The sequence below is a fragment of the Streptomyces sp. Je 1-79 genome (genome assembly GCF_025195125.1).
Classification (GTDB): domain Bacteria; phylum Actinomycetota; class Actinomycetes; order Streptomycetales; family Streptomycetaceae; genus Streptomyces.
Window position 1 is genome coordinate 299,781 of the sequence record NZ_JAMGSL010000009.1, and the last position, 24,199, is coordinate 323,979.

20 protein-coding genes and 1 pseudogene are annotated in these 24,199 nt (G+C 72.2%); 11 read left to right on the forward strand and 10 right to left on the reverse strand.

Annotation, left to right across the window (positions count from 1 at the left end; all coding sequences use genetic code 11):
- Positions 1-434 precede the first annotated feature (434 nt).
- Positions 435-1,439, reverse strand: a pseudogene (locus M5362_RS33190) (glycoside hydrolase family 26 protein); the annotation flags it as partial.
- Positions 1,440-1,595: 156 nt separating this feature from the next.
- Here M5362_RS33190 and M5362_RS20955 point away from each other — a divergent pair.
- Both M5362_RS20955 and M5362_RS20960 read left to right on the forward strand, forming a co-directional pair.
- Positions 1,596-2,888, forward strand: a complete 1,293-nt coding sequence (locus tag M5362_RS20955) for an ATP-grasp domain-containing protein (protein WP_260229193.1) — start codon at positions 1,596-1,598, stop codon at positions 2,886-2,888.
- A 14-nt stretch (positions 2,889-2,902) separates the two neighbouring features.
- Complete coding sequence (locus M5362_RS20960) at positions 2,903-4,162, forward strand: lysine N(6)-hydroxylase/L-ornithine N(5)-oxygenase family protein (protein ID WP_260229256.1); 1,260 nt, start codon at positions 2,903-2,905, stop codon at positions 4,160-4,162.
- A gap of 60 nt (positions 4,163-4,222) precedes the next feature.
- Here the strand turns inward: M5362_RS20960 and M5362_RS20965 are convergent, their stop codons facing one another.
- On the reverse strand, positions 4,223-4,456 hold the full coding sequence (locus M5362_RS20965; protein WP_308354895.1) for a chaplin: 234 nt from the start codon (positions 4,454-4,456) through the stop codon (positions 4,223-4,225).
- A gap of 166 nt (positions 4,457-4,622) precedes the next feature.
- A complete protein-coding gene (locus tag M5362_RS20970) occupies positions 4,623-4,826 on the reverse strand; it encodes a hypothetical protein (protein ID WP_260229194.1) in 204 nt (67 codons plus the stop codon).
- Positions 4,827-4,975: 149 nt separating this feature from the next.
- On the opposite strand from M5362_RS20970, the gene M5362_RS20975 reads away from it, so the two are divergent.
- Positions 4,976-6,013: an LCP family protein gene (locus M5362_RS20975; protein WP_260229195.1), complete on the forward strand. Its 1,038-nt coding sequence runs from the start codon at positions 4,976-4,978 to the stop codon at positions 6,011-6,013.
- A 17-nt stretch (positions 6,014-6,030) separates the two neighbouring features.
- Here the strand turns inward: M5362_RS20975 and M5362_RS20980 are convergent, their stop codons facing one another.
- Positions 6,031-8,061, reverse strand: a complete 2,031-nt coding sequence (locus M5362_RS20980; RefSeq protein ID WP_260229196.1) for a thioredoxin domain-containing protein — start codon at positions 8,059-8,061, stop codon at positions 6,031-6,033.
- 149 nt (positions 8,062-8,210) lie between these two features.
- Entirely contained in the window at positions 8,211-8,603 is a 393-nt protein-coding gene (locus M5362_RS20985) for a rodlin (protein WP_260229198.1), read from the reverse strand.
- A gap of 243 nt (positions 8,604-8,846) precedes the next feature.
- Between M5362_RS20985 and M5362_RS20990 the strand changes: the two genes are divergently transcribed.
- Entirely contained in the window at positions 8,847-12,059 is a 3,213-nt protein-coding gene (locus M5362_RS20990; protein ID WP_260229199.1) for a tetratricopeptide repeat protein, read from the forward strand.
- A 167-nt stretch (positions 12,060-12,226) separates the two neighbouring features.
- Here the strand turns inward: M5362_RS20990 and M5362_RS20995 are convergent, their stop codons facing one another.
- A complete protein-coding gene (locus M5362_RS20995) occupies positions 12,227-12,469 on the reverse strand; it encodes a hypothetical protein (protein ID WP_260229200.1) in 243 nt (80 codons plus the stop codon).
- A complete protein-coding gene (gene mca, locus M5362_RS21000) occupies positions 12,462-13,343 on the reverse strand; it encodes a mycothiol conjugate amidase Mca (protein ID WP_260229201.1) in 882 nt (293 codons plus the stop codon). The genes M5362_RS20995 and mca overlap by 8 nt, the downstream gene beginning before the upstream one ends.
- Before the next feature lie 95 nt (positions 13,344-13,438).
- Between mca and M5362_RS21005 the strand changes: the two genes are divergently transcribed.
- The 4 genes from M5362_RS21005 to M5362_RS21020 all read left to right on the forward strand — a co-directional run bounded on the left by M5362_RS21005 (position 13,439) and on the right by M5362_RS21020 (position 19,435).
- Positions 13,439-13,840, forward strand: a complete 402-nt coding sequence (locus M5362_RS21005; RefSeq protein WP_260229202.1) for a DUF4307 domain-containing protein — start codon at positions 13,439-13,441, stop codon at positions 13,838-13,840.
- 189 nt (positions 13,841-14,029) lie between these two features.
- Positions 14,030-14,527 (forward strand): transcription elongation factor GreA, encoded by a 498-nt coding sequence (gene greA, locus M5362_RS21010; RefSeq protein WP_260229203.1) that lies wholly within the window; start codon positions 14,030-14,032, stop codon positions 14,525-14,527.
- A 108-nt stretch (positions 14,528-14,635) separates the two neighbouring features.
- Positions 14,636-17,023, forward strand: coding sequence for a serine/threonine-protein kinase (locus M5362_RS21015; protein WP_260229204.1), 2,388 nt, complete (start codon positions 14,636-14,638; stop codon positions 17,021-17,023).
- A gap of 84 nt (positions 17,024-17,107) precedes the next feature.
- The gene (locus M5362_RS21020; protein ID WP_260229205.1) at positions 17,108-19,435 is read left to right on the forward strand and encodes a protein kinase; all 2,328 of its coding nucleotides are present in this window, start codon (positions 17,108-17,110) and stop codon (positions 19,433-19,435) included.
- Between the two features lie 28 nt (positions 19,436-19,463).
- On the opposite strand, the gene M5362_RS21025 is transcribed toward M5362_RS21020, so the two are convergent.
- The 3 genes from M5362_RS21025 to ilvA all read right to left on the reverse strand — a co-directional run bounded on the left by M5362_RS21025 (position 19,464) and on the right by ilvA (position 22,762).
- Positions 19,464-20,309, reverse strand: coding sequence for an ABC transporter permease (locus tag M5362_RS21025; protein ID WP_260229206.1), 846 nt, complete (start codon positions 20,307-20,309; stop codon positions 19,464-19,466).
- Positions 20,306-21,337, reverse strand: coding sequence for an ATP-binding cassette domain-containing protein (locus tag M5362_RS21030; protein WP_260229207.1), 1,032 nt, complete (start codon positions 21,335-21,337; stop codon positions 20,306-20,308). The genes M5362_RS21025 and M5362_RS21030 overlap by 4 nt, the downstream gene beginning before the upstream one ends.
- A 198-nt stretch (positions 21,338-21,535) precedes the next feature.
- The gene (gene ilvA / locus M5362_RS21035) at positions 21,536-22,762 is read right to left on the reverse strand and encodes a threonine ammonia-lyase (protein WP_260229208.1); all 1,227 of its coding nucleotides are present in this window, start codon (positions 22,760-22,762) and stop codon (positions 21,536-21,538) included.
- Between the two features lie 147 nt (positions 22,763-22,909).
- On the opposite strand from ilvA, the gene M5362_RS21040 reads away from it, so the two are divergent.
- The 3 genes from M5362_RS21040 to M5362_RS21050 are packed head-to-tail and all read left to right on the forward strand — an operon-like array spanning position 22,910 to position 24,166.
- Positions 22,910-23,425, forward strand: coding sequence for a MarR family winged helix-turn-helix transcriptional regulator (locus tag M5362_RS21040; RefSeq protein ID WP_260229209.1), 516 nt, complete (start codon positions 22,910-22,912; stop codon positions 23,423-23,425).
- A 31-nt stretch (positions 23,426-23,456) separates the two neighbouring features.
- A complete protein-coding gene (locus tag M5362_RS21045) occupies positions 23,457-23,921 on the forward strand; it encodes a sigma factor-like helix-turn-helix DNA-binding protein (RefSeq protein WP_260229210.1) in 465 nt (154 codons plus the stop codon).
- Positions 23,918-24,166 carry a hypothetical protein gene (locus tag M5362_RS21050; RefSeq protein WP_260229211.1) on the forward strand — a complete coding sequence of 83 codons (249 nt, stop codon included), beginning with the start codon at positions 23,918-23,920 and terminating at the stop codon, positions 24,164-24,166. The genes M5362_RS21045 and M5362_RS21050 overlap by 4 nt, the downstream gene beginning before the upstream one ends.
- Positions 24,167-24,199: the final 33 nt, after the last annotated feature.

The following is a 24,199-nucleotide window of genomic DNA, read 5'->3' on the forward strand; positions in this document are numbered from 1 at the left end:
GGCTTCGGCTCGGGCTTGGGTTCCGGCTTGGGCTCGGGCTTCGGCTCGGGCTTCGGCTCCGGCTTCGGCTCGGGCTTCGGCTCCGGCTTCGGCTCGGGCTTCGGCTCCGGCTTGGGTTCCGGCTTCGGCTCGGGCTTCGGTTCCGGCTTCGGCTCGGGCTTCGGCTCCGGCTTCGGCTCCGGCTTGGGCTCGGGCTTCGGCTCCGGCTTCGGCGCAGGGACCGTCGGTACTTCGGGACGCTCGGGCCCGGTCGGTACCTCGGGAAGCTCGGGCTCCGTCGGAAGCTCGGGCGTCTCGGGCGTCTCGGGCTCCGTCGGGAGCTCGGGAGTCTCCGGGACCTCCGGCAGCTCGGGCTCCGTCGGAATCTCCGGTACCTCAGGCACCTCGGGTACCTCGGGCACCTCAGGCACCTCGGGTACCTCCGGGATCTCCGGCTCGGCGCCCGTCAGCATCTGCCGGAACACCTGCGAGGACCGCGGATTGTCGTCGCACTGCCAGACGCCGTGCGGGCAGTAGTCCGTGATCGTGTGGTACAGCGGCTTGTGCTCGGAAATCCATTCGAGCATCCGACGCATGTACTCGGGATTGTCACCGTTCCGGAAGAGACCCCATTCCGGGAACGAGATCTCCTTGCCGTGCGCGGCCGCGAAGTCCACGTGCTTCTGCAGCCCGTACGGCTCGCTCACGTGCCGGTCGAAGTCCGAACCGGACGGCTGGTCGTACGAGTCCATTCCGATGATGTCGACCACGTCGTCGCCCGGATAGCATTCCGTCCACGGAATGGCATCCGTGCCCCGGCTCGGATTGAAGTCGAAGCGGAACTTCTGACCGGGGACGGACCGCATGGCGGTGACGATCCGGGTCCAGTACTTCTTCCACGACGTGGGGTCGGGCGCGCACCGGTGCGTGTACGTCGTGCCGTTCATCTCCCAGCCGAGGACGATGACGGTGTCGGTGGCCTCCAGGGCGACGAGCCGCTCGGCCAGCGTCTTGAAGTGGTGGTCGAAGTACCCTGCCGCGCCGAGCTGGAGCTGGCGGCGGACCTCGCGGTCGGAGACGCCGGCCTCGTTCCGCTCCAGCATGGGCACGTTCAGCACGAACAGCCGGTCGGCCCGCTCGTTGCGCCAGTCCGCCCACGCGTCCAGGAAGCCGGGAGGGCTCTCGATGTTCGACCAGAGGTCGCCGGGGAGGTAGGTGTGGCCGACGCGGAGCTCCCGGCCGCCGAGCCATCGCTGCAGCTGGCCGATCCGGCCCACACCGACCGGTCCCGATTCGAGGAACGCGCCCAGTGCGGTGGAGAGAGTCGGTTCGGGGTCCCGTGTCGTTACGGATTCGGCGGCGTGAACGGGAGAGGACAGCACGACGGAACCTGAGGCAAGGAGACCTGCGGTGAACACCCCCAGCCACACACTCGATGTTTTCCGCTTCCGGTTCGCCATGGCCACTCCTTCACGACACTGCGCCGCCTGATGATCCATCAGTCCGATACTCAGAAAGTATTCCTAATGAGCCGACCGTGAACGCGGCTCCGATCTGATCAGTAGCCCATTGGTGTATTTCATCGCCCAGTTGGGGCATCGAGATGAAGGAATGGCGTGCCGAGTTTTGACACCCGTGTCCCCGCTGTCCTCGTGCGGCTCGACCGGAACCCCTTTCATCACGGCACACTGGGCGCCGCCCGCTCGCTGGGACGAGCCGGCGTACCGGTCCACGCGGTGCTGGAATCGCCCACCAGCCCCGCCGCCCGCTCCCGCTACGTCCACACCCGCCCCACGCCCGCCTCCCCCACGGCCCTCCCCGCCGCACTCACCGACCTCCTGCTGCGGCTCTCCGGCCGCCACGCCACCCCCGCGCTCCTCGTCCCCCTCGACGATCTGAGCGCCCTCGCCCTGGCCGAGCACCGCGCCGAGTTGACGGACCGCTACCTCCTGCCCGACCAGTCGGCCGAGCAGCTCGCGCGCGTCGCCGACAAGGCGGCCCTCGCCGAGACCTGCCGCGCCCTGGCCCTCCCCCACCCCCCGACCGGGCTTCCGGAGAGCGCCGAGGAGGCAGCCACCATGGCGTGGTCGCTCGGGCTGCCGGTGGTCGCCAAGTGGAGCCGGCCGTGGCTGCTCCCGCCCGGCAGCGGACTGCGCAGCACCTCGATCGTGCGGTCGCTCGCCGATGTCCGTGCGCTGTACGCCCGTACGGCAGAAGCCGGCAGCCGGCTGCTGCTCCAGCAGCTGCTGCCCCCGGGCCGCGAACTGGACTGGTTCGTCCACGGCTACGCGGACTCCGCCGGGCGCTGCGCCGCCGGAGCCACCGGGCGGAAGGAGCGTTCGTGGCCGGGCGGGGCGGGGCTCACGGCCGTCGGCCGCTGGGCCGCGAACCCCGCGATCGAGCGGGCGGCCGGAGAGCTGCTCTCCGCGCTCGGCTACCGGGGCGTGTTCGACCTGGACTTCCGGCTCGACCGCTCCACCGGCGCGTACCACCTGCTCGACTTCAACCCGCGGCCCGGCGCCCAGTTCCGGCTCTTCGCCGACGCGGACGGGCTCGACGTCGTGCGCGCGATGCACCTCGACCTGACCGGCCGACCGGTGCCGGCGCACTCCCCTTCGTACGGACGCCGGTTCGTGGTCGAGAACTACGCCGCGCTGTCCGTGCTCACCTCACCCCGCCGCAGGTACGCCCCCGAGCCCGCCGACACGCCGCGCGGGCGGACGGAGACCGCCTGGTTCGCCGCCGACGACCTCACGCCCGCGTTCGCGATGGCCGGCGCCTGGTTCCTCCACTCCTTGCGCAAGGCAGTGGTGACGCTCCGTCGACTATTGTGGCCCGATCACCCACGGAGGGTGACTACCGTGTCGCCGCCGGCCCGTACCGCCTCCGACCGTATGACCCGACGATGAAGACGGAAGGCACGATGTACGACCTGGTGATTGTGGGAGCCGGACCCTACGGTCTCTCCGTGGCCGCCCACGCCGCGGCCCACGGCCTGAACCTGCGGACCTTCGGCCGTCCCATGGAGTCCTGGCGCGCCATGCCCTCGGGCATGTTCCTGAAGTCCGAGCCCTGGGCCTCCCATCTCTCCGACCCGCGCGGCGCGTTCGGGCTCGACACCTACGCGCGGACGCGCGGCGTCCGCGCCGAGCACGGCGTCCCGCTCCCGGTCGGCTTCTTCGCCGACTACGGCGACTGGTTCGCCCGCCAGACCGTCCCCCCGCTCGACGAACGCCTGATCCGCTCGGTCACCCCGCACGCGGGCGGCTTCGAGGTGGTCACGGGGGACGGCGAGATCTTCCGTACGCGCACGGTGGCGCTGGCCGTCGGCGTCCTTCCCTTCATGGAGATCCCCGGGCCGCTGCGCGGACTGCCGCGCGGGTACGTCACCCACAGCAGCCACCACGGCGAACTGGACGGCTTCACCGGGCGGGACGTCACCGTCGTCGGCGCCGGACAGGCGGCCCTGGAGACTGCGGCGATCCTCACCGAACAGGGCGCACGCGCCCGGATCCTGGCCCGCTCGGACCGGCTGAACTGGAACACCCTCCCGCCGGCCCTCGACCGAGGCCTGTGGCAGTCGCTCCGCGCCCCGCACACCGGTCTGGGGTGCGGCTGGCACAACCGGCTGTACGCGGACACCCCCGGGCTCTTCCGGCGGCTGCCCGCGCCCACCCGCGAGCGGATCTTCGGCTCGGCGCTCGGCCCCGCGGGCGCCTGGTGGCTGCGCGAACGGTTCGCCGCCGTCGCCGACGTACGCCTCGCCACGCACCTCGTCTCGGCGGAGCCGACCGACGACGGGCGGCTGTGGCTCGACGTGTCCGGGCCGGACGGTCCGTCGGCCCTGGAGACCGACCATGTCATCGCCGCGACCGGGTTCACTCCCCGACTCGACCGCGCCGCCGTCCTCGCCCCCGGGCTCCGGAAGTCACTGCGCACGGTGGGCCCCGGCGGGGCGCCGGAGGTGGGCGCGCTGTTCGAGTCCTCCTGGCCGGGCCTGTTCCTCGCGGGACTGCTCACGGCCCCTTCGTACGGCCCGTCGATGCGGTTCGTCTTCGGCGCGGGCTACACGGCCGGGCGTCTGGTGCGCGGGGTCAGGCAGCATCTGCGGGCGACGGCGGGCCGGGGCGGGCTCGGCCGGCCACGCTCGGGCGACACGCGGACGCCGGCCTCACGGGCATGACGAAGGGCCGGTCCCTCAGCGCGTCCAAGGAAGCGCCGCGGGACCGGCCCTGAGCGTGCGTCAGGCGTTGACGCAGGTGTTGAAGGCGGCCGGGTTCAGGATCCCGATCACGTTCACGGAGTTGCCGCAGACGTTGATCGGAGCGTGGATCGGAACCTGGACGACGTTCCCGGACAGCACGCCCGGCGAACCGATGGCCGCACCGTACGCGTCGGCATCCGCCATCGCGGGGGTGGCGGCACCCAGGGCCATGAACAGTCCGGCGACGACGACCGCGGCCTTCTTGCACTTCATTTCTCTGACGTCCCTTCCGCGGCGGACGGAATTTCACGGATTTCGCGAATCGCCGGTGAACACTGAAGCCCCCCGGCCTCCGCCGCACACATCACAACGACCATTTCCCGCAAAGGAAACCGGCTTATCGCGGACCGGTCGGTATTCACTCCGTTGAGCCCCACGGTCAACGCGGCCAGACCGGCATCGAGACGAGTCGCTCCCACTCGCGGTCCGGCATCCCCGGCACGGTGCGTCCGGCCAGGGCCCACTGCTGGACCAGCGAGGAATAGACGGGGAAGGGTCCCCTGTCGGCAGGTGGCGGGTCCACCCCATAACGGCTCTTCGGAATGAAGGCCATCCGCTCCCATTTCCCGGGATCGGGTGCCATCTTCCCTCCCATCCACGGCTGTTCCCGCATCATTACACACCCCCCGCAGCGGAGTGATTCGACCGCACCACGTCGCGTCGCGAACCTGTGTGCGACGCATATCGACCTATCGTGCGCTCATCCCATTTCCGAACCTGGGTGGTGTGCCCGTGACCGTCAGGAAATTCTCCCGCCCCAGCCTGCTCGTCCTCGCCTCCGCGGCGCTCGTCGCCCTCGGATCCGGGACGATCGCCGGTGCCGGGGCCCCGGCCCTGCCGTCCCCCCGGCACGGGCTCAACATCCTGGTCGCCGGAGTGGACAGCAGGCAGGGGCTCACGGCCGCCGAGCTGAACCGGTACTACGCCGGCGGCAAGGGGTGCGACTGCACCGACGTGATGATGCTGGTCCACATCTCGGCCGCGAACGACCGGGTCAGCGTGGTGAGTCTGCCCCGCGACTCGCTCACCGAGTTCCCCGGGGACCACGTCGACCGGCGGACGGGCAAGGTCCACGGACGGCATCCGGCGAAGATCAACGCGGCCCACACGGAGGGCGGACCCGCGTTCACCGTCGAGGCCGTCGAGCGGATGACGGGCACACCCGTCCACCGCTATCTGGAGATCGACTTCCGGCGCTTCATCGACGGCGTGGACCGCGTCGAGGGCGGGGTGCCGATCTGCACCGAGACGCAGCTCAAGGACCCGGTCACCGGGATCGACCTGGCGCCGGGGACCCGGCACGTCAAGGGCGGCGAGGCGCTCCAGTACGTACGGTCACGGCGCGCGGACGGGAAGATGGACTTCGGGCGGATCCAGAAGCAGCAGCGGTTCGTCGTCAACACGCTGAAGACGATCCGGGCCGACCTGACCGCCCCCACCCGGCTGCGGCTGCTGGCGTCGACCCTGCGCGGCACGGCGCACGTCGAACGCTCCCTGACCGTGACCGAGATGCTGATCCTCGGCGCCAGGCTGCGGGATCTCACCCCTGAGCGTACGGAGTTCGCCATGGTGCCCATCCGCCGCTTCAACCCGCTCATCGCCGGCGTGGGCTCCTCGGTCGCGGTGGACGAGGAGCAGGCGGCGGAGGTCTTCGAGGCGCTGCGCTCCGACCGGCCGCTGCCGGCGGCCCGCCCCGGCCCCACGAGTGAGATCCCGCGAGGCCTGGGCGAGTACCGGCCGGCAGCCGGGGACAGCCTCGTATGCCCGTAGCGTCCCCGGCGCGCGGCTCAGTGGGCGAGCGTGCGGGCCAGTTCGGCCGGGTCCGTCGTCGGCGCGTCGCAGGTGAAGTGACGGCAGACGTACGCGGCCGCTCCCCCGCCCACCAGCGGACGGTCCTTGAGCAGCGGGAACTCCTCGCCGTCCGGGGCGCCGAAGGCGACCACGGCACCGGGCGCGGGGGCGAGCAGCGCGGTGCGGTGCAGCGCCCGGGCCGGGCCGTCGTCACCGCCGGGGCCGACCACCGCGATCTCGCGGGGACCGTCCAGCAGGGCCTCCGCCGTGGCCAGACCCCAGCCGATGAACCGGGGCGCGCGCGGACCGAGCGCCTTGACCACGCCGAGCGCGCCCTCGGCGGCGGTGCGGTGCGCCTCGGAGCCGGTGTGCGCGGCGTACGAGAGGAGCGCGCCGGCGGCGGCCGTCCAGCCGGAGGGGGTCGCGTTGTCGGTCGGGTCCTGCGGGCGGCGGATCAGCGTCTCGGCGTCATGGGCCGTGTCGTACAGGGCGCCGCCCTCGGCGACGAACTGGTCCAGGACGATGTCGAGCAGGAAACCCGCGAACTCCAGCCAGACGCCCTCGCCGGTCACCCCGGCGAGCGTGAGGAAGCCCTCGGCGACGTCCGCGTAGTCCTCCAGGACCCCGGCGTTGGCCCCGGCCTTGCCGTCCTTGGAGGTACGGAAGAGCCGCGCGCCCTCGCCCATGTGGATCCGTACGAGCAGGTCGGCGGCCTCCGTGGCGCGCTCGACCAGGTCGGGCCGGTCGAAGAAGGCACCGGTCTCGGCGAGGGCCGCGATCGCGAGGCCGTTCCAGGCGGCGACGATCTTGTCGTCGCGGCCGGGGCGCTCGCGCCGGTCGCGGGCGGCGAGCAGCCGCTCCTTGACCGAGGCGGTCACCTCCGCGTCGGCGCCGCCCGCGTCCCGGGGAAGCTGGAGGACGGAGGCGCCCTCCTCGAAGGTGCCCTCCTCGGTGACGCCGAAGTGCCGCGCGGCGAAGGCGGCGTCCTCCTCGCCGAGGACGTCGGCCAGCTGCGCCGGGGTCCACACGTAGTAGGCGCCCTCGACGTGCCTGCCCGTGCTGTCGGCGCTGTCCGCGTCGAGCGCGGAGGCGAAACCGCCCTCCGGGGTGCGCAGTTCGCGGACCATGAAGTCGGCCGTCTCCAGGGCGACCCGGCGGGCCAGGTCGCTGCCGGTGGCCCGCCACAGATGCGCGTACACCCGGCACAGCAGGGCGTTGTCGTAGAGCATCTTCTCGAAGTGCGGGACGACCCAGTCGCGGTCCACCGCGTAGCGGGCGAAACCGCCGCCGAGCTGGTCGTAGATCCCGCCGCGCGCCATCGCCTCGCAGGTGTCGGCGGCCATCTGGAGGGCGCCCTCGGCTCCCGTACGGACGTGGTGGCGCAGCAGGAACTCCAGCGCCATCGACGGCGGGAACTTGGGCGCACCGCCGAAGCCGCCGCTGCGGCTGTCGTACTCGCGGGTCAGACCCAGCAGCGCCTGGGAGAGCTCCGGCTCGCCGGGCACGCCGTCGCCGCCGAAGGCGAGGGAGCGGGCGGAGAGGTCCTCGACGATCTTCCCGGCGACCTCGCCGACCTCCTCGCGACGGTCGGTCCAGGCCCGGGCGACGCCGTCGAGGACGTCACCGAAGGAGGGCATGCCGTGCTTGGACTCCGGCGGGAAGTACGTACCGAAGTAGAACGGCTCCGCGTCCGGGGTGAGGAAGACGGTCATCGGCCAGCCGCCCTGGCCGGTCGCCGCCTGCACGGCCTCCATGTAGACGGCGTCGACGTCGGGCCGCTCCTCGCGGTCGACCTTGACGGCGACGAAGTGCTCGTTGACATAGGCGGCGGTCGTCTCGTCCTCGAAGGACTCGTGGGCCATCACATGGCACCAGTGACAACTGCTGTAGCCAACGCTGAGCAGCACGGGAACCTCGCGCCGGCGCGCCTCCTCGAACGCCTCGGCCGACCACGGCCACCAGTCGACCGGGTTGTCGGCATGCTGCAGCAGATACGGGGACGTCTCATGGGCCAGTCTGTTCGGCATGTCTCCATCCTCGCGCACACGACAAGGCCCCGGTCGTACGCCACGGGTGGCGGGGCGCGAACGGGGCAGTGATAGTGGTACGGAAAGCGGCCCCGTTCCTCGCAGGTCGAATGCGAGGAACGGGGCCGTTTTCAGCGGTCCGGTCGGACTCAGCCGCCGACGTTCCCGTTCTGGGACAGAACCTCACCCAGGATGTGCGAGAGGGCGTTGTCGCCGTTCTGCTCCACCGAGTTCTGGGTGCAGGTCTGGTTCTGCGCCGGGTTGCCGAGGACGTCCTGGACCGCGACCGGGACCGCGATGACACCGATCGGAACCTGCGCCTGGAGCTTCTGGACGTCGAAGCAGTGCAGCACGCCACCGTTGACGAGACCGAAGTTCGGGCTCATGTAGCCACCGGTGGAGTTGCTGCCGATCGACTGCTTCGACGTGTTGCCGATGATGTTGGCGCTGCCGCCGTCGTTGCCGGCCGCCGACGCAGCGGTCGCGGAAACGCCGACGACCGAGGCCGCAACTGCCGCCGTAGCAAGAACCTTCTTGATCACGAGTCTTCCTTCTTGAGCTCGAGGGCCCTGGATTGCTCCGTTAGCCGAAGCACGCTGATCAACTGCCGGAGAGGGGATTGGTTCCGGGGCGTCACTCGGACGCGGTATTCGGCAGATGAACGCCATCGGACGCCGTGTCGAGGGGCAGGCGTTCGGGACGCCGGTCGGCCCGCTCCCTCGCGCCCACGCGCGTCCCGCAGCACACTTGTGGCCGCAAGCGGAAGCTCTCGGAGGGGGACGCACATGCGGGACAGCCACCAGGCCGAAGCCGAACGGCTGTTGGCACGCGCCGTGGAGGAGGAGGTGCGGCGCTCCGGCGGCCGCCTCGACGCCACGGCGCTGCTGGCACGCGGCCGGGCCGCGCTGGACACCATGGCGGCGGGTGCGGGTGAGGAGTACGGGGTCTATCTGCGGGCGCTGGAGGAGGCGGAGGCGGAACAGCGCTCGCTGGGCGACCGGTTCAGCGGAGCCGCCGTGGGAGCACCCGCGCTGGTCACCGCCGTCGCGGCGGTCGCGGCCTTCGGCGCGGACCTGGCGCTGGGCACGGCGGCCGGGACGGCGCTGGGAGCCGCGGCCGTCGTGGCGGCCGCGGGCGCGGCGACGACGGTCCTGAAGGTGACCGCCGGGCACTGGCCGGCCGCGCACCGCCGGGCGGGCGCCCTCGGCCAGCCGGGCGGCACCGAGCAGCTGCGGCTCCAGTGGCTGACGGCCCTCGACGTCCGGGGCGTACGGCCCTTCATCGACCAGCAGCGCGTCCTGCTCGCCACCACGCAGCAGCCCGCGCAGAAGGTCGTGTCGCAGCTGCGGGGCTCCGACCGCAGCGCGGCGGCCCGGCGGCGGACGGTCCTGGAGCAGTCCTTCGGTCATCTCCCCGACTCGGGAGGACCGTTCACCGGGCGGCGGACGGAGCTGGCCCAGATCACCCAGTGGGTGCAGGCCGGGCGGGCGTCGACGCAGACCCGGCCGACGGTCGTGATGCTCCACGGAGAGCAGGGCTCGGGCCGGACGACGCTCGCGGTACGGGCGGCGCACGCGCTGCGGGACCAGTTCCGCGGGGCGTGCGTGGTGGACCTGCGGGGCGGGACGCACGGCGAGAAGCCGCTGACGACCCGGGAGGCGCTGCTGCATCTGCTGAACCGGCTGGGCGCGCCCCGCGAGCAGCTGCTGTTCCGCGAGCGGTCCTCCGCGGAGCAGCAGGTGCGCAGGCTGGCCGAGCTGTACCACCAGCATCTGACCGGGCTGCCGGTGACGGTGATCCTGGACGACGCGGTGGAGGCGGAGCAGGTCCGCACGCTCCTGCCCGAGCGCTCCGACAGCCTGGTCCTGGTCACCTGCCGGGAGCCGCTGGAGCTGGGCGCGGACGTGCCGGCTTCCGTGCACCGGCTGCCGGTGGCAGCGCTGGACGCGGCGGGAGCGGAGGAGCTGCTGCGGGAGGCAGCGTGGGCGCCGGACCCGGGGCCGTACGACTCCGAGGCCTTCGAGGCGATCCGGGAGCTGTGCGGTGGGCTGCCGCTGGCGCTGCGGGTCGCCGGTTCGTCGCTGGGCCGCCGCTCGATGAGCGATCTGGCGCAGCTCCTCGCGCGACCGGGCTGGAACCCGACGCCGCTCGAACGGGCCCTTTCCATACGGTACTTCACCGATCTCGACGAGGACGGCAGGCTGCTGCTCCGGCGCCTGGCGCTCGCCGGGCGGGCCTCGCTCGGTGCGGCGGCCGCGGGGGCGCTGCTCGGCGGGAGCGGGCAGGAGGGGGCCCGGCTGCTCGCGGAACTGGCCCGGGCCGGTCTCCTCGACCATGTCCGTGGGGAGCGGTACCGGCTGCACGACGCGGTGCGCGCGTTCGCGGCGGCCCGGCTCAGGGACGAGGAGGACGCGGCGGCGATCGCGGCGGCGCAGGAGCGGCTGATCCAGAACTACGCCGAGCTCGCGGACGCGGTGATCCGGATGGTCGACGGCAAGATGTCGACCCGCGCCGACCGGTTCGACGGGCACGGCTTCGGGTCTCTGGAGGCGGCGCTGCGCTGGCTGGACGACGAGTCGAGCTTCATCACGTCGGCGCTGCGTCACGCCGAGGGCGTGGACCAGCAGGCGGTACTGAATCTGCTCGGCGCGCTCTGCGACTACTGCCTGCTGCGCGGCGACCTCTACCGGCTGGGTGAGATCAACGAGCTGACCGACGCGGTCGGGCAGGGACTCCTGTCCCGGTCGGTGCAGTGGCGGACCGGTATCGCGGCCCGGCAGCTCGGCGAGCTCGACAAGGCGCGCACCACGCTGACCTCGGTGGTCTCCCTCTACCAGGAAGCGCACCAGGACGCGGGGGCGGCGCTCGCGCTCTGCTCGCTCGGGATCACGCTGCACCACCAGGGCAATCTGACGGAGGCGTCCGCGAAGCTGCGGGAGGCCCTGGTGCTCCAGGAGCCGGAGTCGCTCGCCGCCGACCGGGGCTGGACGCTGCACGCCCTCGCCGCGGTCGAGCGGGACCGGGCGAACCTGGCCGAGGCGCTGACCCTGCTGCGCGCGGCCCTGGAGCTGCACCGGGAGAACGAGTCCGTGCACGGCGAGGCCTGGGCGCACTTCCAGCTGGGCCAGGTGTGTCTGCGCATGGGCGACGTGGAGCGGGCCGACGCCGAGCTGCGCGCGGCGCTCGACCGGTACGGACGGACCCGTGACGGGCGGGGCGAGGCGTGGGCGCTGACCCAGCTGGCCCGCGCCCGGCTCGTCGAGGGCGAGGTCACGCCGGCGGTCGACGGCCTGCGCCAGGCCCTCTCCCGCCACCGTGACCAGGAGGACGCCCGTGGCGAGGCCTGGACGCTGTACTACCTGGGGCACGCGCTCGAAGAGCGCGGGGACCTCGATCAGGCGGTGCGGGAGCTGGAGCGGGCCCGCACGATGTTCTCCCGGATGCGGGACGTGTACGGGCTCGCCTGCGCCCGGCACCACTCGGGGCGGGTCACCCGCGACCAGCGGGCGGCCCAGACCGGCAACCTGCGCAATTCCGGCTTCGCCCGGCAGCTCCTGGTGGACGCCCGGGCGGACTTCCACCGCATCGGCGTGGCCCACGGAGAGGCCTGGACCTGCCTGGAGCTGGCGATCGTGGACGCCGGGAACGGGAAGGCGGCGCAGGCCCTGGAGCTGTGCGCGGAGTCGGAGCGGCTCTTCCTGTCGTACGACGACCGCCGGGGCGCCGACTGGGCCCGCTTCCTGCGCTGCACGCTGCTGCCGTACGCCTCACCGGGCGGCGTCGAGGTGGGCACGGCGGTGGCCCAGGAGGAGCTGAGCCTGCTGGCCCGGGACCGTCATCCGACGCGGGACGGAAAGCTGGAGGACTGCGCGGAGGCGTACGCCCTGGTCCTGGAGCGGGGCGTCCAGCTGGAGGCGGGCTGGCAGGCCTGGGACCTGGGGATGGTGCCGAACCGCCACGCGCGGGAGGTGATGGGCGTCCCGGTGGAGGCGGCGTAGGCGGGGGCCCGGGGTAGACCGGCGCCGGCGGACGCCGCGGGCCCCGGGAACGGCGCGCTGGCCCCCGGGGACGGCTCGGTGCGGGCTCTCCTCGGGCGGTGCGGCGCTCCGGGGACGGCTCGGTGCGGGCTCTCCTCGGGGGAGGCCCGCACCGCGGCGGTCGGCCGCTACTCCCGGGCCGTCGCCTTGCCGCCCTGCGCGGCGGCGGCCGCCTTCGGGTCGGGGGTCTCCTCGAAGGAGACCTTGCCCATGTGGCGGTTCATCGACTTCATCAGCATCCAGACGGCCACGGCCATCACGGCGAAGACCACGAACCCGAGGACGCCGGGGGTCACCTTGTTCTCGTCCAGCTCTTTCGCGGCGAGGGGGACGAGCTGGGTCAGTGCCAGGTGTGCGCTCATGTCAGGCATTGTCGCGGATGCCCGCGAAGAGGTCGTCCTCGGGGAGGGAGGTGGGCACCAGCGACTTGCTGAGCTCGTACTCCTCCGTCGGCCAGACCTCCTTCTGGATCTCCATCGGCACCCGGAACCAGCCGCCGTCCGGATCGATCTGCGTACGGTGGGCGATCAGCGCCTTGTCGCGGATCTCGAAGAAGTCCGCGCACGGCACGTGCGTGGTCAGGATCCGCTCCGTGCGCTCGAACTCGTTCCAGCGCTTCAGCCAGTCGCCGTACGGCGACTCCAGGCCCCGGTCCAGGAGCGCCTGGTGCAGGGCCATGGTGCGCGGCTTGTTGAAGCCCTGGTTGTAGTAGACCTTCTGGGGCTGGTACGCCGGGCCGAACTCGGCCTCCGGGTACTTCGCGGTGTCCGCGGCGCCCTCGAAGGCCACCATCGTGATCTTGTGGGTCATGATGTGGTCGGGGTGGGGGTACCCGCCGTTCTCGTCGTAGGTCGTGATGACCTGCGGACGGAAGGCGCGGATCTTGCGGACCAGCGCGCCGGCGGCCGTGTCCACGTCCTCCAGGGCGAAGCAGCCCTCGGGCAGCGGGGGCAGCGGGTCGCCCTCGGGCAGGCCGGAGTCGACGAAGCCCAGCCACTCCTGCCTGACGCCCAGGATCTCCCGGGCCTCGTCCATCTCCTTGCGGCGGACCTCGTGGATGTTCGCCTCGATGTAGGCGTCACCCTGGAGCTTGGGGTTGAGGATGGAGCCGCGCTCGCCGCCCGTGCACGTGACCACGAGCACGTCCACCCCCTCGGACACATACTTGGCCATCGTCGCCGCGCCCTTGCTCGACTCGTCGTCGGGGTGGGCGTGAACGGCCATCAGTCGCAGCTGCTCAGTCAAGACTCGATCCTCTGTGATTCGTCGCTGAGGGAGGTCTCTATAGTGACGGAACCGGGGGGCTGAAAATTCCCACCCCCGCGGCGAGAGGAACGATCATGAGCGCGGTGCGAGAGCGGCTGCCGGAGGGGCGCTACGGGCGTTCCGCGGACGAGCGCGCCGACCACAAGCTCAAGATCACCGGGGCCGTGCTCGGGGTGCTGTTCCTCGGCCTGCTGGGCTGGTTCGGCTGGTACTACGTCGTCGACAGCAGGATCAGCGCGGAGACGATCAAGTTCGAGGTGGTGAGCGACACCGAGGTGCAGGTGCACCTGGAGGTGCGCAAGGACACCGCCGCCCACGGCGTCTGCACCCTGCGCTCGCGCTCCGAGGACGGGGCCGAGGTCGGGCGGAAGGACGTCCGCTTCGACGAGGCGAGCGACCGCATCGACCGCGTCGTGACCCTCCGCACGACCGCGCGGGCGACCAGCGCCGAGCTCATCGGGTGTACCGCCGGTTAGCCACGGGTAGGCACCGGATGACGCGCCGGGCCCGGATCCGGCGCTGACCAGGGATGACGCCATCTTGATGGTTTATGTCCTCCCCCTTTTCGCCACTAATTGTTAGGCTCGTGGTTTCGCCCACTCAGGAAGGACAATCCTTCTGGGTAGGGCGATGCTTTGTATTCCCAGTACCTACGAGGAGCACCTGTGACCCAGACCAGCGACAACGTCACCTGGCTCACCCAGGAGGCGTACAACCAGCTCAGGGCCGAGCTGGAGTACCTGTCTGGTCCCGCGCGAACCGAGATCGCCGCCAAGATCGCCGCGGCGCGCGAGGAGGGCGACCTGCGGGAGAACGGCGGGTACCACGCGGCCAAGGAGGAGCAGGGCAAGCAGGAGCTCCGGGTTCGCCAGCTGACCCAGCTCCTTGAGCACGCCAAGGTGGGCGAGGCCCCGGCGGACGAGGGCGTCGTCGCCCCGGGCATGGTCGTCACGATCGCCTTCGACGGCGACGAGGACGACACGATGACCTTCCTGCTCGCCTCGCGCGAGTACGCGAGCAGCGACATCGAGACGTACTCGCCGCAGTCCCCGCTCGGCGTGGGTGTCAACGGCAAGAAGGCCGGCGAGGACGCCGAGTACGAGCTGCCGAACGGCAACAAGGCCGCGGTGAAGATCCTCAGCGCGACGCCGTACACCGGCTGAGCCCACATTCCGGATCAAGGGCCGGACCCCCGAGGGGGTCCGGCCCTTCGCTGTGCATGCACATGTAATGATGCGGGCTGACGTCACGTCACAAGGGGGAGATGAGGCGTGCTGGGACCGCTGCGCGAGGGCGCACCACGGCAGATCGGCCCGTACGACGTGCTGGCGCGGCTCGGCGCCGGCGGCATGGGCGAGGTGTTCCTGGGCCGGTCGCACGGGGAGGGCGCCGTCGAGGGGTCCTACGTCGCCGTGAAGACCGTACGGCGGGACGTGGCGAACGAACCCGCCTTCCGCGACCGCTTCCGCCGCGAGATCAAGGTCGCGGGCCTGGTGCGGAGCGTGTACGCGGCCGCTCCGGAGGGCGGGGACGCGGACGCCGAGGTGCCCTGGCTCGCGACGGCGTACGTGCCTGGGCCGAGCCTGTCGCAGGCCGTACGGAGGGGCGGCGCGCTGCCCGTGGCCACGGTGCGGGAGCTGGGAGCCGGGATCGCCCGCGCGCTGGCCGACCTGCACGCGGCCGGGGTCCTGCACCGCGACCTGAAGCCCGGCAACGTCATGCTCTCCGTCGACGGGCCGCGGCTGATCGACTTCGGCATCGCGCGCAGCAACGGCGCGACGACCATGACGGCGACCGGGATGATGGTCGGCACCCCGTCGTTCATGTCGCCCGAGCACGTGGCGGGCGCGCGCCATGTCACGGGGGCCTCGGACGTCTTCTGCCTGGGTTCGCTGCTCTGCTACGCGGCGACCGGCGAGGACCCCTTCGGGGACGGGCCCCTGGCGGCCGTCCTCTACCGCGTCTCCCGGGCCGAGGCGGACCTGAGCCGCGTGCCGGACGAACTCCGTACGGTGATCGCCGCCTGCCTGCGCCTCGCCCCGGCCGAGCGGCCGTCGCCGGCCGAGCTGGTGGAGCTCCTGGGCGGGGAGCGGCGGCCGGCGTGGCCGGAGAGCGTACGGGAGCACATCGGGGAGTACGGGCGGGAGCTCGCGCAGCTGGTGGCGTCGGGCGGCCCGCTGGTGGAGGTGGCGGCGGCGCCGGCCGCGGCTCCGGGGACGGACCAGCTGCCGACGATGCCGCCGATGGCGCCGACGGCTCGGCCGGCGGCTCCGCCCCGGAGGCGGCGGGGGACGGTGATCGCGGTCGCGGTGGCTCTCGCGGTGCTCGGCGCCGGGGTGGGCACGTACCTGCTGTGGCCCGAGAACCAGAAGAAGCAGACGCCGCCGAAAGCGGCTCCGCCCGCCGCAGCCGAGGGACCGAAGATCACCGGGGTCGACTTCAAGGGCGTCGCGGACTCCTCCGGGATCGTGCCGCAGAACCCCGCGCAGCGCCCCGCCGGCTGGAAGCCCTGGACGGCGAAGCTCCCCGCACCCGCCTTCGGCTGCGCGGCGGGCACGACGGTGCTGGTCTGCCGGATGACGGACGGGCGGTACGAGGCGCTGGACCCGGCGAACGGGAAGAAGCTGTGGTCGGCGGAACCGGCCGAGACGAAGGTCGACGACAGCTGGACCAGTCCCAGCGGTGGGGTCTTCATCGTGGACAACGCGGCCCGGCCGACCGTCCACGACGACGCCGTCGTCCTCGCAGCCGACGACCGTCTACAGGTGCGGGACGCCCGCACCGGCAAGGTCCGCTGGGAGAAGCCCGCCTGGGGTGCGCAGGGCACGAGCTCACGCCCGATCGTCGCCGACGGCATCGTCTTCGCCGCCATGGAGACGACGGCGGAGCCCACCATGGAACGGGTCGGCATGGCCGCCTACTCCCTCGCCGACGGCACCGAACTGTGGAAGAAGGAGCTGACCAACGCCACGACCCCGCGCAGTGAAACCCGCCCCTACGAGCCGGTGGCCTTCGCCAAGGGGCAGGTGTACGCGCTGGGCGACGGTGGACTCGTCGCGTACGACGCGAAGACGGGCGAGGTGCGCGGCCAGGTCGACAAGGACGCCGAGGGCTGCCTTGAGGTGAAGATCGTCGGAGCGGTCGCCTACTGCCCGGACGTCGTCCTCCGGCGGAGCGCGGACGAGCGGCTGCGGGTCCTGGACTCCGCCACCCTCGCCTCCGCGGGAAGTCTGCACGCACCGGTCGAGACCCGGTATCCGGCGGTGATCACCCCCACGGCGTTCGTCACGTTCGACGGCGGGCTCCGGATCCACGATCCGCGCGACGGGAAGCTGCTCGGGACCTACGCGGCGAAGGCCGCCCCGAAGGGCATGGAGCAGAACTGGTCCACCCCGCTGATCGCGGGGGACCAGGTCGTCTACGCCGACTACAGCGCGCTGTACACCGTGCGCCTCGGCAAGGGCGGCAAGCCCGCCGGACTCACGACCACGGCCGTCCCCGGCGCGCCCGGACCGCGAGCCCGCGAAGAGGCGTACGACCCGGACTGGGGCGTCAGCTTCGCGAAGACCACCCGGGAGCCGGAGGTCCTGCCGATCGGCGGGATCGCGCACGTCGTCTTCGACAAGGGTGTCGTCGCCTCCGTCGCGCTGCCCGAGTGACGCACATGACGCACATGACGTACGTGGTGTACGTGGTGTACGTGACCTTCGTGACCTACGTGACGTACTGAAAGGACGTGTTCGGTGCTGGAAGCACTGCCCGCCGGGCAGCCCCCGCGACTCGTCGGGCCCTACCGGCTGCTCGCCCGGCTCGGGGCGGGCGGCATGGGCGAGGTCCATCTGGCGTGCCGGGCGGACGCGCCGACGGCCGATCCGTACCGCATGGTCGCGGTGAAGACCGTCCGGGAGGACCTGGAGGTCGACGGGGACTTCCGGACCCGGTTCCGGCGGGAGATCGTGGCTGCGCGGGCGGTCGGCAGCCCGTACGCGGCGCTGCTCGTCGACGCCGACGCGGACGCGGCCGTGCCGTGGCTGGCGACCGAGTACGTCCCCGGCCCCTCGCTCGCGGAGGCGGTCACGCGGGCGGGTGCGCTGCCGGTCGACGCCGTACGGGCGCTGGGCGCGGCCCTCGCTCGGGCGCTGGACTCGGTGCACGCGGCGAAGGTGCTGCACCGGGATCTGAAGCCCGCGAACGTGCTGCTCGGGGCCTCCGGGCCGAAGCTCATCGACTTCGGCATCGCGCAGGCCTTCGAGGCGACGGCGCTGACCTCGACCGGTCTCGTCGTGGGTTCGCCGGGGTTCATGTCGCCGGAGCATCTGACCGGCAGCCGGGCCGTCGTACCCGCGTCGGACGTGTTCTGCCTGGGCGCGGTGCTGGCGTTCGCGGCGAGCGGGCGTGGCCCGTTCCACGACGACGAGATGGCCTCGGTGATCTTCCGGATCAGCCGGGCCGACGCCGAACTCGAAGGCGTGCCGGCGGAGTTGCGGCCGGTCGTGGAGCGCTGCCTGCGGCTCGACCCGGCCGCGCGGCCCTCGGCCGCTGAGCTGGTGGAGCTGTTGGGGTCCGAGGTGCCCTCGGCCTTCCCGTGGCCGGGCGGGGTGCTCTCGCTGCTGGCCGAGTACGGCGACTCCGCGCGGCGGATCGGTGAGGCGGCGGCGTCCGGTGCGGGGGTGGCCGACCTGCCGACGCTGGGCCCCCAGGTGCCGTACTCGCCCACGGCGATGACGGCCAGGCCCGACACGGCTTCGGCTTCGGCCGCGGCTTCGGTTCCGGCGGGGGTGAAGCGCCGCCGGCCGTGGGCGGCGGTCGCGGCAGGAGCCGTCGCGGTCGCCGTGCTGGCGACCGTGGGCGTCGTGATGTCCCGCGACGGGGAGGGCGAGAACGGGGGGACCGGCGGAAGCGTCACCGGCGGGGGCTCCGGTCCGGGCGGCGCCACGTCGACCCCGCCGGGCGCGGCCGGGCCGCGCACGCTCGACCACGTCGTCCACCCCCACGGCGGCGAGGGGCACACCAACGACTTCGGCGAGGAGGGCGCGGACCGCACCACCCGCCCGGCCGGCTGGTCGCCCTGGTCGGTGAAGGTGGACGAGGCGGTCGGTCCGTGCGCCCTCTCCCCCGAGGTTCTGGTCTGCTCGGGAGACGGTGGCGGGGTCGTCGCGCTCAAGGCGGCCGACGGCTCGAAGCTGTGGTCGCGGCCGGGGAGCGGCGAGCTGCCACGGCCACCGGCGCAGCATCCGGCCGTCGTCGGCGACCGGGTGTACGTGACGGGACCGGACGGCCTCACGGAGTACGGACTGAAGGACGGCGAGGAGCGCCGCCGGACGGCCGTGCCCGAGGGCGGCTGGGCGGTGAAGGGCACCGACGCGTTGGACGGGGTCCTCTACACGACGTACCTGAACGTGGCCGACGAGAAGTCCGGACTGGTGACGGCGGTCAAGCTGGGCGACGGCGGCAAGGAGCTGTGGCGCACGGCGCTGACATCGATTCCGGAAGGGCCGGTGGCGGCGGGCGGGCAGGTGTACGTACCGGCGGGAGGGATGCCGGTCGCGCTGGACGCCCGCACCGGCAGGGAGACCGCGCGCGGGGCGGGGGCGAAGGGCTGTTTCTCGCTCGTCGTCCACCGGGAGTCGGTCCTCTGCCAGGCCGGGGACGGCCGCGGGATCGCCGTCTTCGACGGGAGGACGCTGAAGAACGTGCGGACGTTCGCCCGGGACGTCCAGGGCTGGGGAGGCTTCGCGGTCGACGCGCAGGGGGTCGTGGCCCTCAGCGACCGGGAGACCTTCCGCCTCTACGACCTGGCGACCGGGAAGGAGCGGTGGAAGGACATCGACCACGCGACCGCGGAGCAGCTGGTCTTCGCCGGCGACCGTCTCCTGGTGACGACGGGGACGCGGGTCGAGTCGATGCCGCTGGACGACCCCGAGGCGTCGGCCGACCCCGGCAACAGAATCACCTTCGAGACGACGGAAGGCAGCGACGCGGACCAGGGCGCGAGCAGCGTTCTGGCCGCCGGAGGGGCGCTCTTCGTCACCACCTTCGACGGCCAGATCGTGTCCGGCTACGCGCCCTGACCACTCCCGGCCGGGGCGCCCCGAGCCGTCAGACGGTCGCCGAGCGGTACTTCCGTACCGCCAGCGTCCGGAAGACCACGATGATCAGCACCGACCAGGTGATCGAGGCCCACACCGGATGGACCATCGGCCAGGCGTCGGACGTCGAGACGCCCGGGTTGCCGAACAGGACACGGCACGCCTGGACCGTCGCGCTGAACGGGTTCCACTCGGCGATCGGCTGGAGCCAGGACGCCATCTGGGCCGAGTCCACGAACGCGATCGAGATGAACGTGACCGGGAAGAGCCAGATCAGGCCGCCCGAGGTCGCCGCCTCCGGGGTGCGGACCGAGAGGCCGATGAGGGCGCCGATCCAGGAGAAGGCGTAGCCGAGGAGGAGCAGCAGGGCGAAGGCGGCCAGCGCCTTCGGAACGCCCTCGTGGATGCGCCAGCCGACCAGCAGGGCGACGATCGCGAGGACGACGACCGTGAGGGCGGTCTGCACCAGGTCGGCCAGGGTGCGGCCGGTGAGGACGGCGCCGCGGGCCATCGGCAGGGAGCGGAAGCGGTCGATGAGGCCCTTGTGCATGTCGTCGGCGATGCCGGCGCCCGCGCCGGCCGTGGCGAAGGTGACGGTCTGGGCGAAGATGCCGGCCATCAGGAACTCGCGGTACACGACGGGGTCCGTCGTGCCCCCGATGGTCATGGAGCCGCCGAAGACGAAGCTGAACAGCACCACGAACATGATCGGCTGGATGAGCCCGAAGATGACCATCTCGGGGATGCGGGACATCCGGATCAGGTTGCGTCTGGCGACGACGAGCGAGTCGCCGATGGACTGGGCGATCCCGCCGCGCGGCCTGGGGGCCGCCACGGCGTCGTTCACTGCGGTCACTTCGCCGCCTCCTTCCGGGCCTGGTTCCGCGCGGTGCCGTCCTGCGCCGCTCCGCCGTTCTCCTCGTCCCCCAGCTCGGCCGCGTGGCCGGTCAGCGAGATGAAGACGTCGTCGAGGGTGGGCCGGCGCAGCCCGATGTCGTCGATCTCGACGCCGACGGTGTCGAGGTCGCGGATGACCTCGGCGAGCAGCTTGGCGCCGCCGGTGACCGGAACGGTGAGCTTGCGGGTGTGGTTCTCGACGGAGACCTCGCCGTGGCCGATGCCCGCCACGCCGTAGCGGGCGAGGACGTCACGGGCCGGGGCGATCATGTCGGGTTCGTGGACGACGACCTCGACGCGCTCGCCGCCCGTCTGGGCCTTGAGCTGGTCCGAGGTGCCGCGGGCGATGACCTTGCCGTGGTCGATGACGCAGATGTCGTGGGCCAGGTGGTCGGCCTCCTCCAGGTACTGCGTCGTCAGGAGCAGGGTCGTGCCCCCCGCGACGAGTTCCTGGATGACCTCCCAGAGCGCCTGCCGGTTGCGCGGGTCGAGGCCGGTCGTCGGCTCGTCCATGAACATCACGGGCGGGGAGACGACGAGTGCGGCGGCGAGGTCGAGACGGCGGCGCATGCCGCCGGAGTACGTCTTGGCGGTGCGGTCGGCCGCGTCGGCGAGGCTGAAGCGTTCGAGCAGCTCGGCCGCCCGGGCCTTCGCCCGCTTGGCGCTCAACTGATAGAGCTGGCCGACCATCTGGAGGTTCTCACGGCCGGTCAGATACTCGTCGACGGCCGCGAACTGCCCGGACAGACCGATCGAGCGCCGGACCTCGTTCGGGTGCTTGAGGACGTCGATTCCGGCGACGACGGCCCGTCCGCTGTCCGGCTGGAGCAGCGTCGTCAGCACGCGCACGGCCGTCGTCTTTCCCGCTCCGTTCGGGCCGAGCAGGCCCAGGACCGTGCCCTCGGGTACGTCGAGGTCGACGCCGTCCAGAGCTCGTACGTCGCCGAAGGTCTTCACCAGACCTTCGGCGTAGATCGCGCCTGGCATGTGGGTTCTCCGGTTCTTTCCCAGGAATTCGGGCGTTTCCGCCCAAGTTTAGGTTTGAACAGCGGCCACCGCCCAGTGAATCAGTGACCGGACTCACATACGCTATCGCGATACATCGCGACTCACAACCATCATGTACGTCCCACCACTTCGGCGGGACTACAGGTACTCCCCGTCCCGCCACTGCGTGCCCCGCGGCTACAGCACCACGTACCCCGCCTCCCGCAGCGCCGCCTCGACCTCCTGGCAGTGCTCCGGACCCTTCGTCTCCAGGTGGAGCTCCACCTCCGCCTCCGTCAGACCCAGCCGGGGATCGGTGCGCACATGCATCACGTCCAGCACGTTCGCGTCCACCACCGTCAGCACCGCGAGCAGCGTCGCCAGCGCGCCCGGCCGGTCCGTCACCCGCAGCCGCAGACTCAGATAGCGGCCCCCGGCCGCCATGCCGTGACGCAGGATCCGCTGCATCAGCAGCGGATCCACGTTCCCGCCCGACAGCACCGCGACCACCGGCCCCTGGAACGCCTTCGGATCGCTCAGCAGCGCCGCGACCGGGCTCGCGCCGGCCGGCTCGACCACCAGCTTCGCGCGCTCCAGACAGAGCAGCAGCGCCGAGGAGAGCGCGTCCTCGGAGACGGTACGGACCTCGTCCACGTACTCCCGCACGATCGCGAACGGCACGTCGCCCGGCCGCCCGACCTTGATCCCGTCCGCCATCGTCACCGGCGAATCGACCGCCACCGGATGCCCGGCGGCCAGCGACGGCGGATACGCGGCCGCGCCCTCCGCCTGCACACCGATCACCTTCACGTCGGGGCGCACGGACTTCACCGCGAGCCCGATACCGGCCGCGAGCCCTCCCCCGCCGACCCCGACCACGATCGTGCGGACCTCCGGGCACTGCTCCAGGATCTCCAGGCCGACCGTCCCCTGCCCGGCGATGATGTCCGGATGGTCGAAGGGATGGATGAAGACCGCGCCGGTCTCCGCCGCGTACTCCTCCGCCGCCGCGAGCGTCTCGTCCACGACATGGCCGTGCAGCCGCACCTCCGCGCCGTACTCACGGGTCGCCGCGACCTTCGGCAGCGGGGCACCGACCGGCATGAAGACCGTGGAGCGCACCCCGAGGAGCGACGAGGCCAGCGCGACCCCCTGCGCGTGGTTGCCCGCCGACGCGGCGACCACACCGGCCGCCCGCTGCTCGGGCCGCAGCCCCGCGATCCGTACGTACGCACCGCGCAGCTTGAACGAACCGGTTCGTTGAAGGTTCTCGCACTTGAGGTGGACCGGGGCCCCCACCAGCGACGACAGATGGCGGCTGCCCTCCATCGGGGTCGCCCTGGCCACCCCTGACAGCATCTTCTGCGCCCCACGGACATCGTCGAGGATCAGCGGGTGCAAGGGGTGTGGCCTACGGAAGCTCATGACAGCAAGTCTCGCAGCTCAAGGGCCTGATGGCCGCCCGGGGAGCAGCCGTCCCGGCCGGTTTGCGCAGCGCAGGTACGGACCCTCGCAGCTCCGCGTACTCTGTCCCCCACCAACCGACCGCCGCACGAGAGAGCCCCCACAGCCATGCCCACATCTCAGGACATGACGACTGAGCTTGACCCCGGTCTCCTCGATGCCCTCCAGCACCAGGTGGCCGTCTTCGCCCGCCGGGCCGAACAGACCCGCCTCGGCGGCACCGGACAGCTCCGCAACTCCATGGACCGAGCGGCGTACCTGCTCCTGAACCGGCTCGACCAGGAAGGTCCGATGGGCGTCAAGGCGCTCGCGGCGGGCATGGGCATCGACTCCTCCACCGTCACCCGCCAGGTCGCCCCGCTCGTCGACACCGGCCTGGTCAAGCGCACCTCGCACCCGGAGGACGGGCGCGCGGTCGTGCTCCAGCTCTCCCCGCGCGGCCTGGCCCGCCTGGAGGAGGTCCGCGCCTCGCGCCGCGAGCTGATGGCGCAGGTGACGGAGGGCTGGACGGCGGCGGAGCGCGAATCCTTCTGCACGCTGCTCACCCGCTTCAACTCCGCGCTCTCCGCCCGCCAGTCGGGCCTGCCGCCCGCCACCGACACGGAGTCCGCCGCAACCTCTTGACCCCGGCCGCGCCCTGTCCTCATATGAGGACGTGCGAGACCGACAGGACGGCCGGCCGGGCGAGACCCGCTTCCGCACCCGGCAGTTCGAGGCATTCGTGGCGGGGGCGGCGGGACGGCTGCTGCATGCCGCGACGCTGCTCACCGCCGAGACGCGGGCCGTCAACCCGCGCGCCCAGGCGCTGTTGACCGCCTCCCTCGCCCACACCTACGCCCACTGGGACCGGATGCGCGGCGAGGACCCGTACGACCGCACGCGCGCCGACCTCGCCGCCCGCTTCGCACGCACCGCCTGGCGGCACCACCGCGGCCGGGGCGGCATCCTCGCCGCGCTCACCCCGCAGGAACGTCTCGTCGTGGTGCTGCGGCTGTACGAAGGGGTGGCGGAGGAACAGACCGCGGCCCTGCTCGGACTGCCCGAGGACCGGGTACGGGCCGTCTGCGCCCGGTCCGTCTACGCCCTGCGCGACCGGCGCCGCGGGAGACTCGCCTCGTGAGCCGGCACGAGGACAAGGAGGACGAGGTCCGGCGGATGCTGGAAGCCCCGCACCCACAGGTCCCCGCCGACCTCGCCGCCCGCGCCGTGGAGCGCGGCGCCCGGCTGCTGCACCGCGACCGGGCCGTACGCCGGGCCCTGTGGGCGCTGCTCGTCGTGGCCGCGCTCGCGTTCGCGGTCTGGGCCTCGGTGACCGAGCCCTGGCACGTACCGCCGGAGACGACGCCACCGCTCGAAGGCTGGTGACGGGAGACCTAGCCTGGAAGGAGCAGTGCGAGC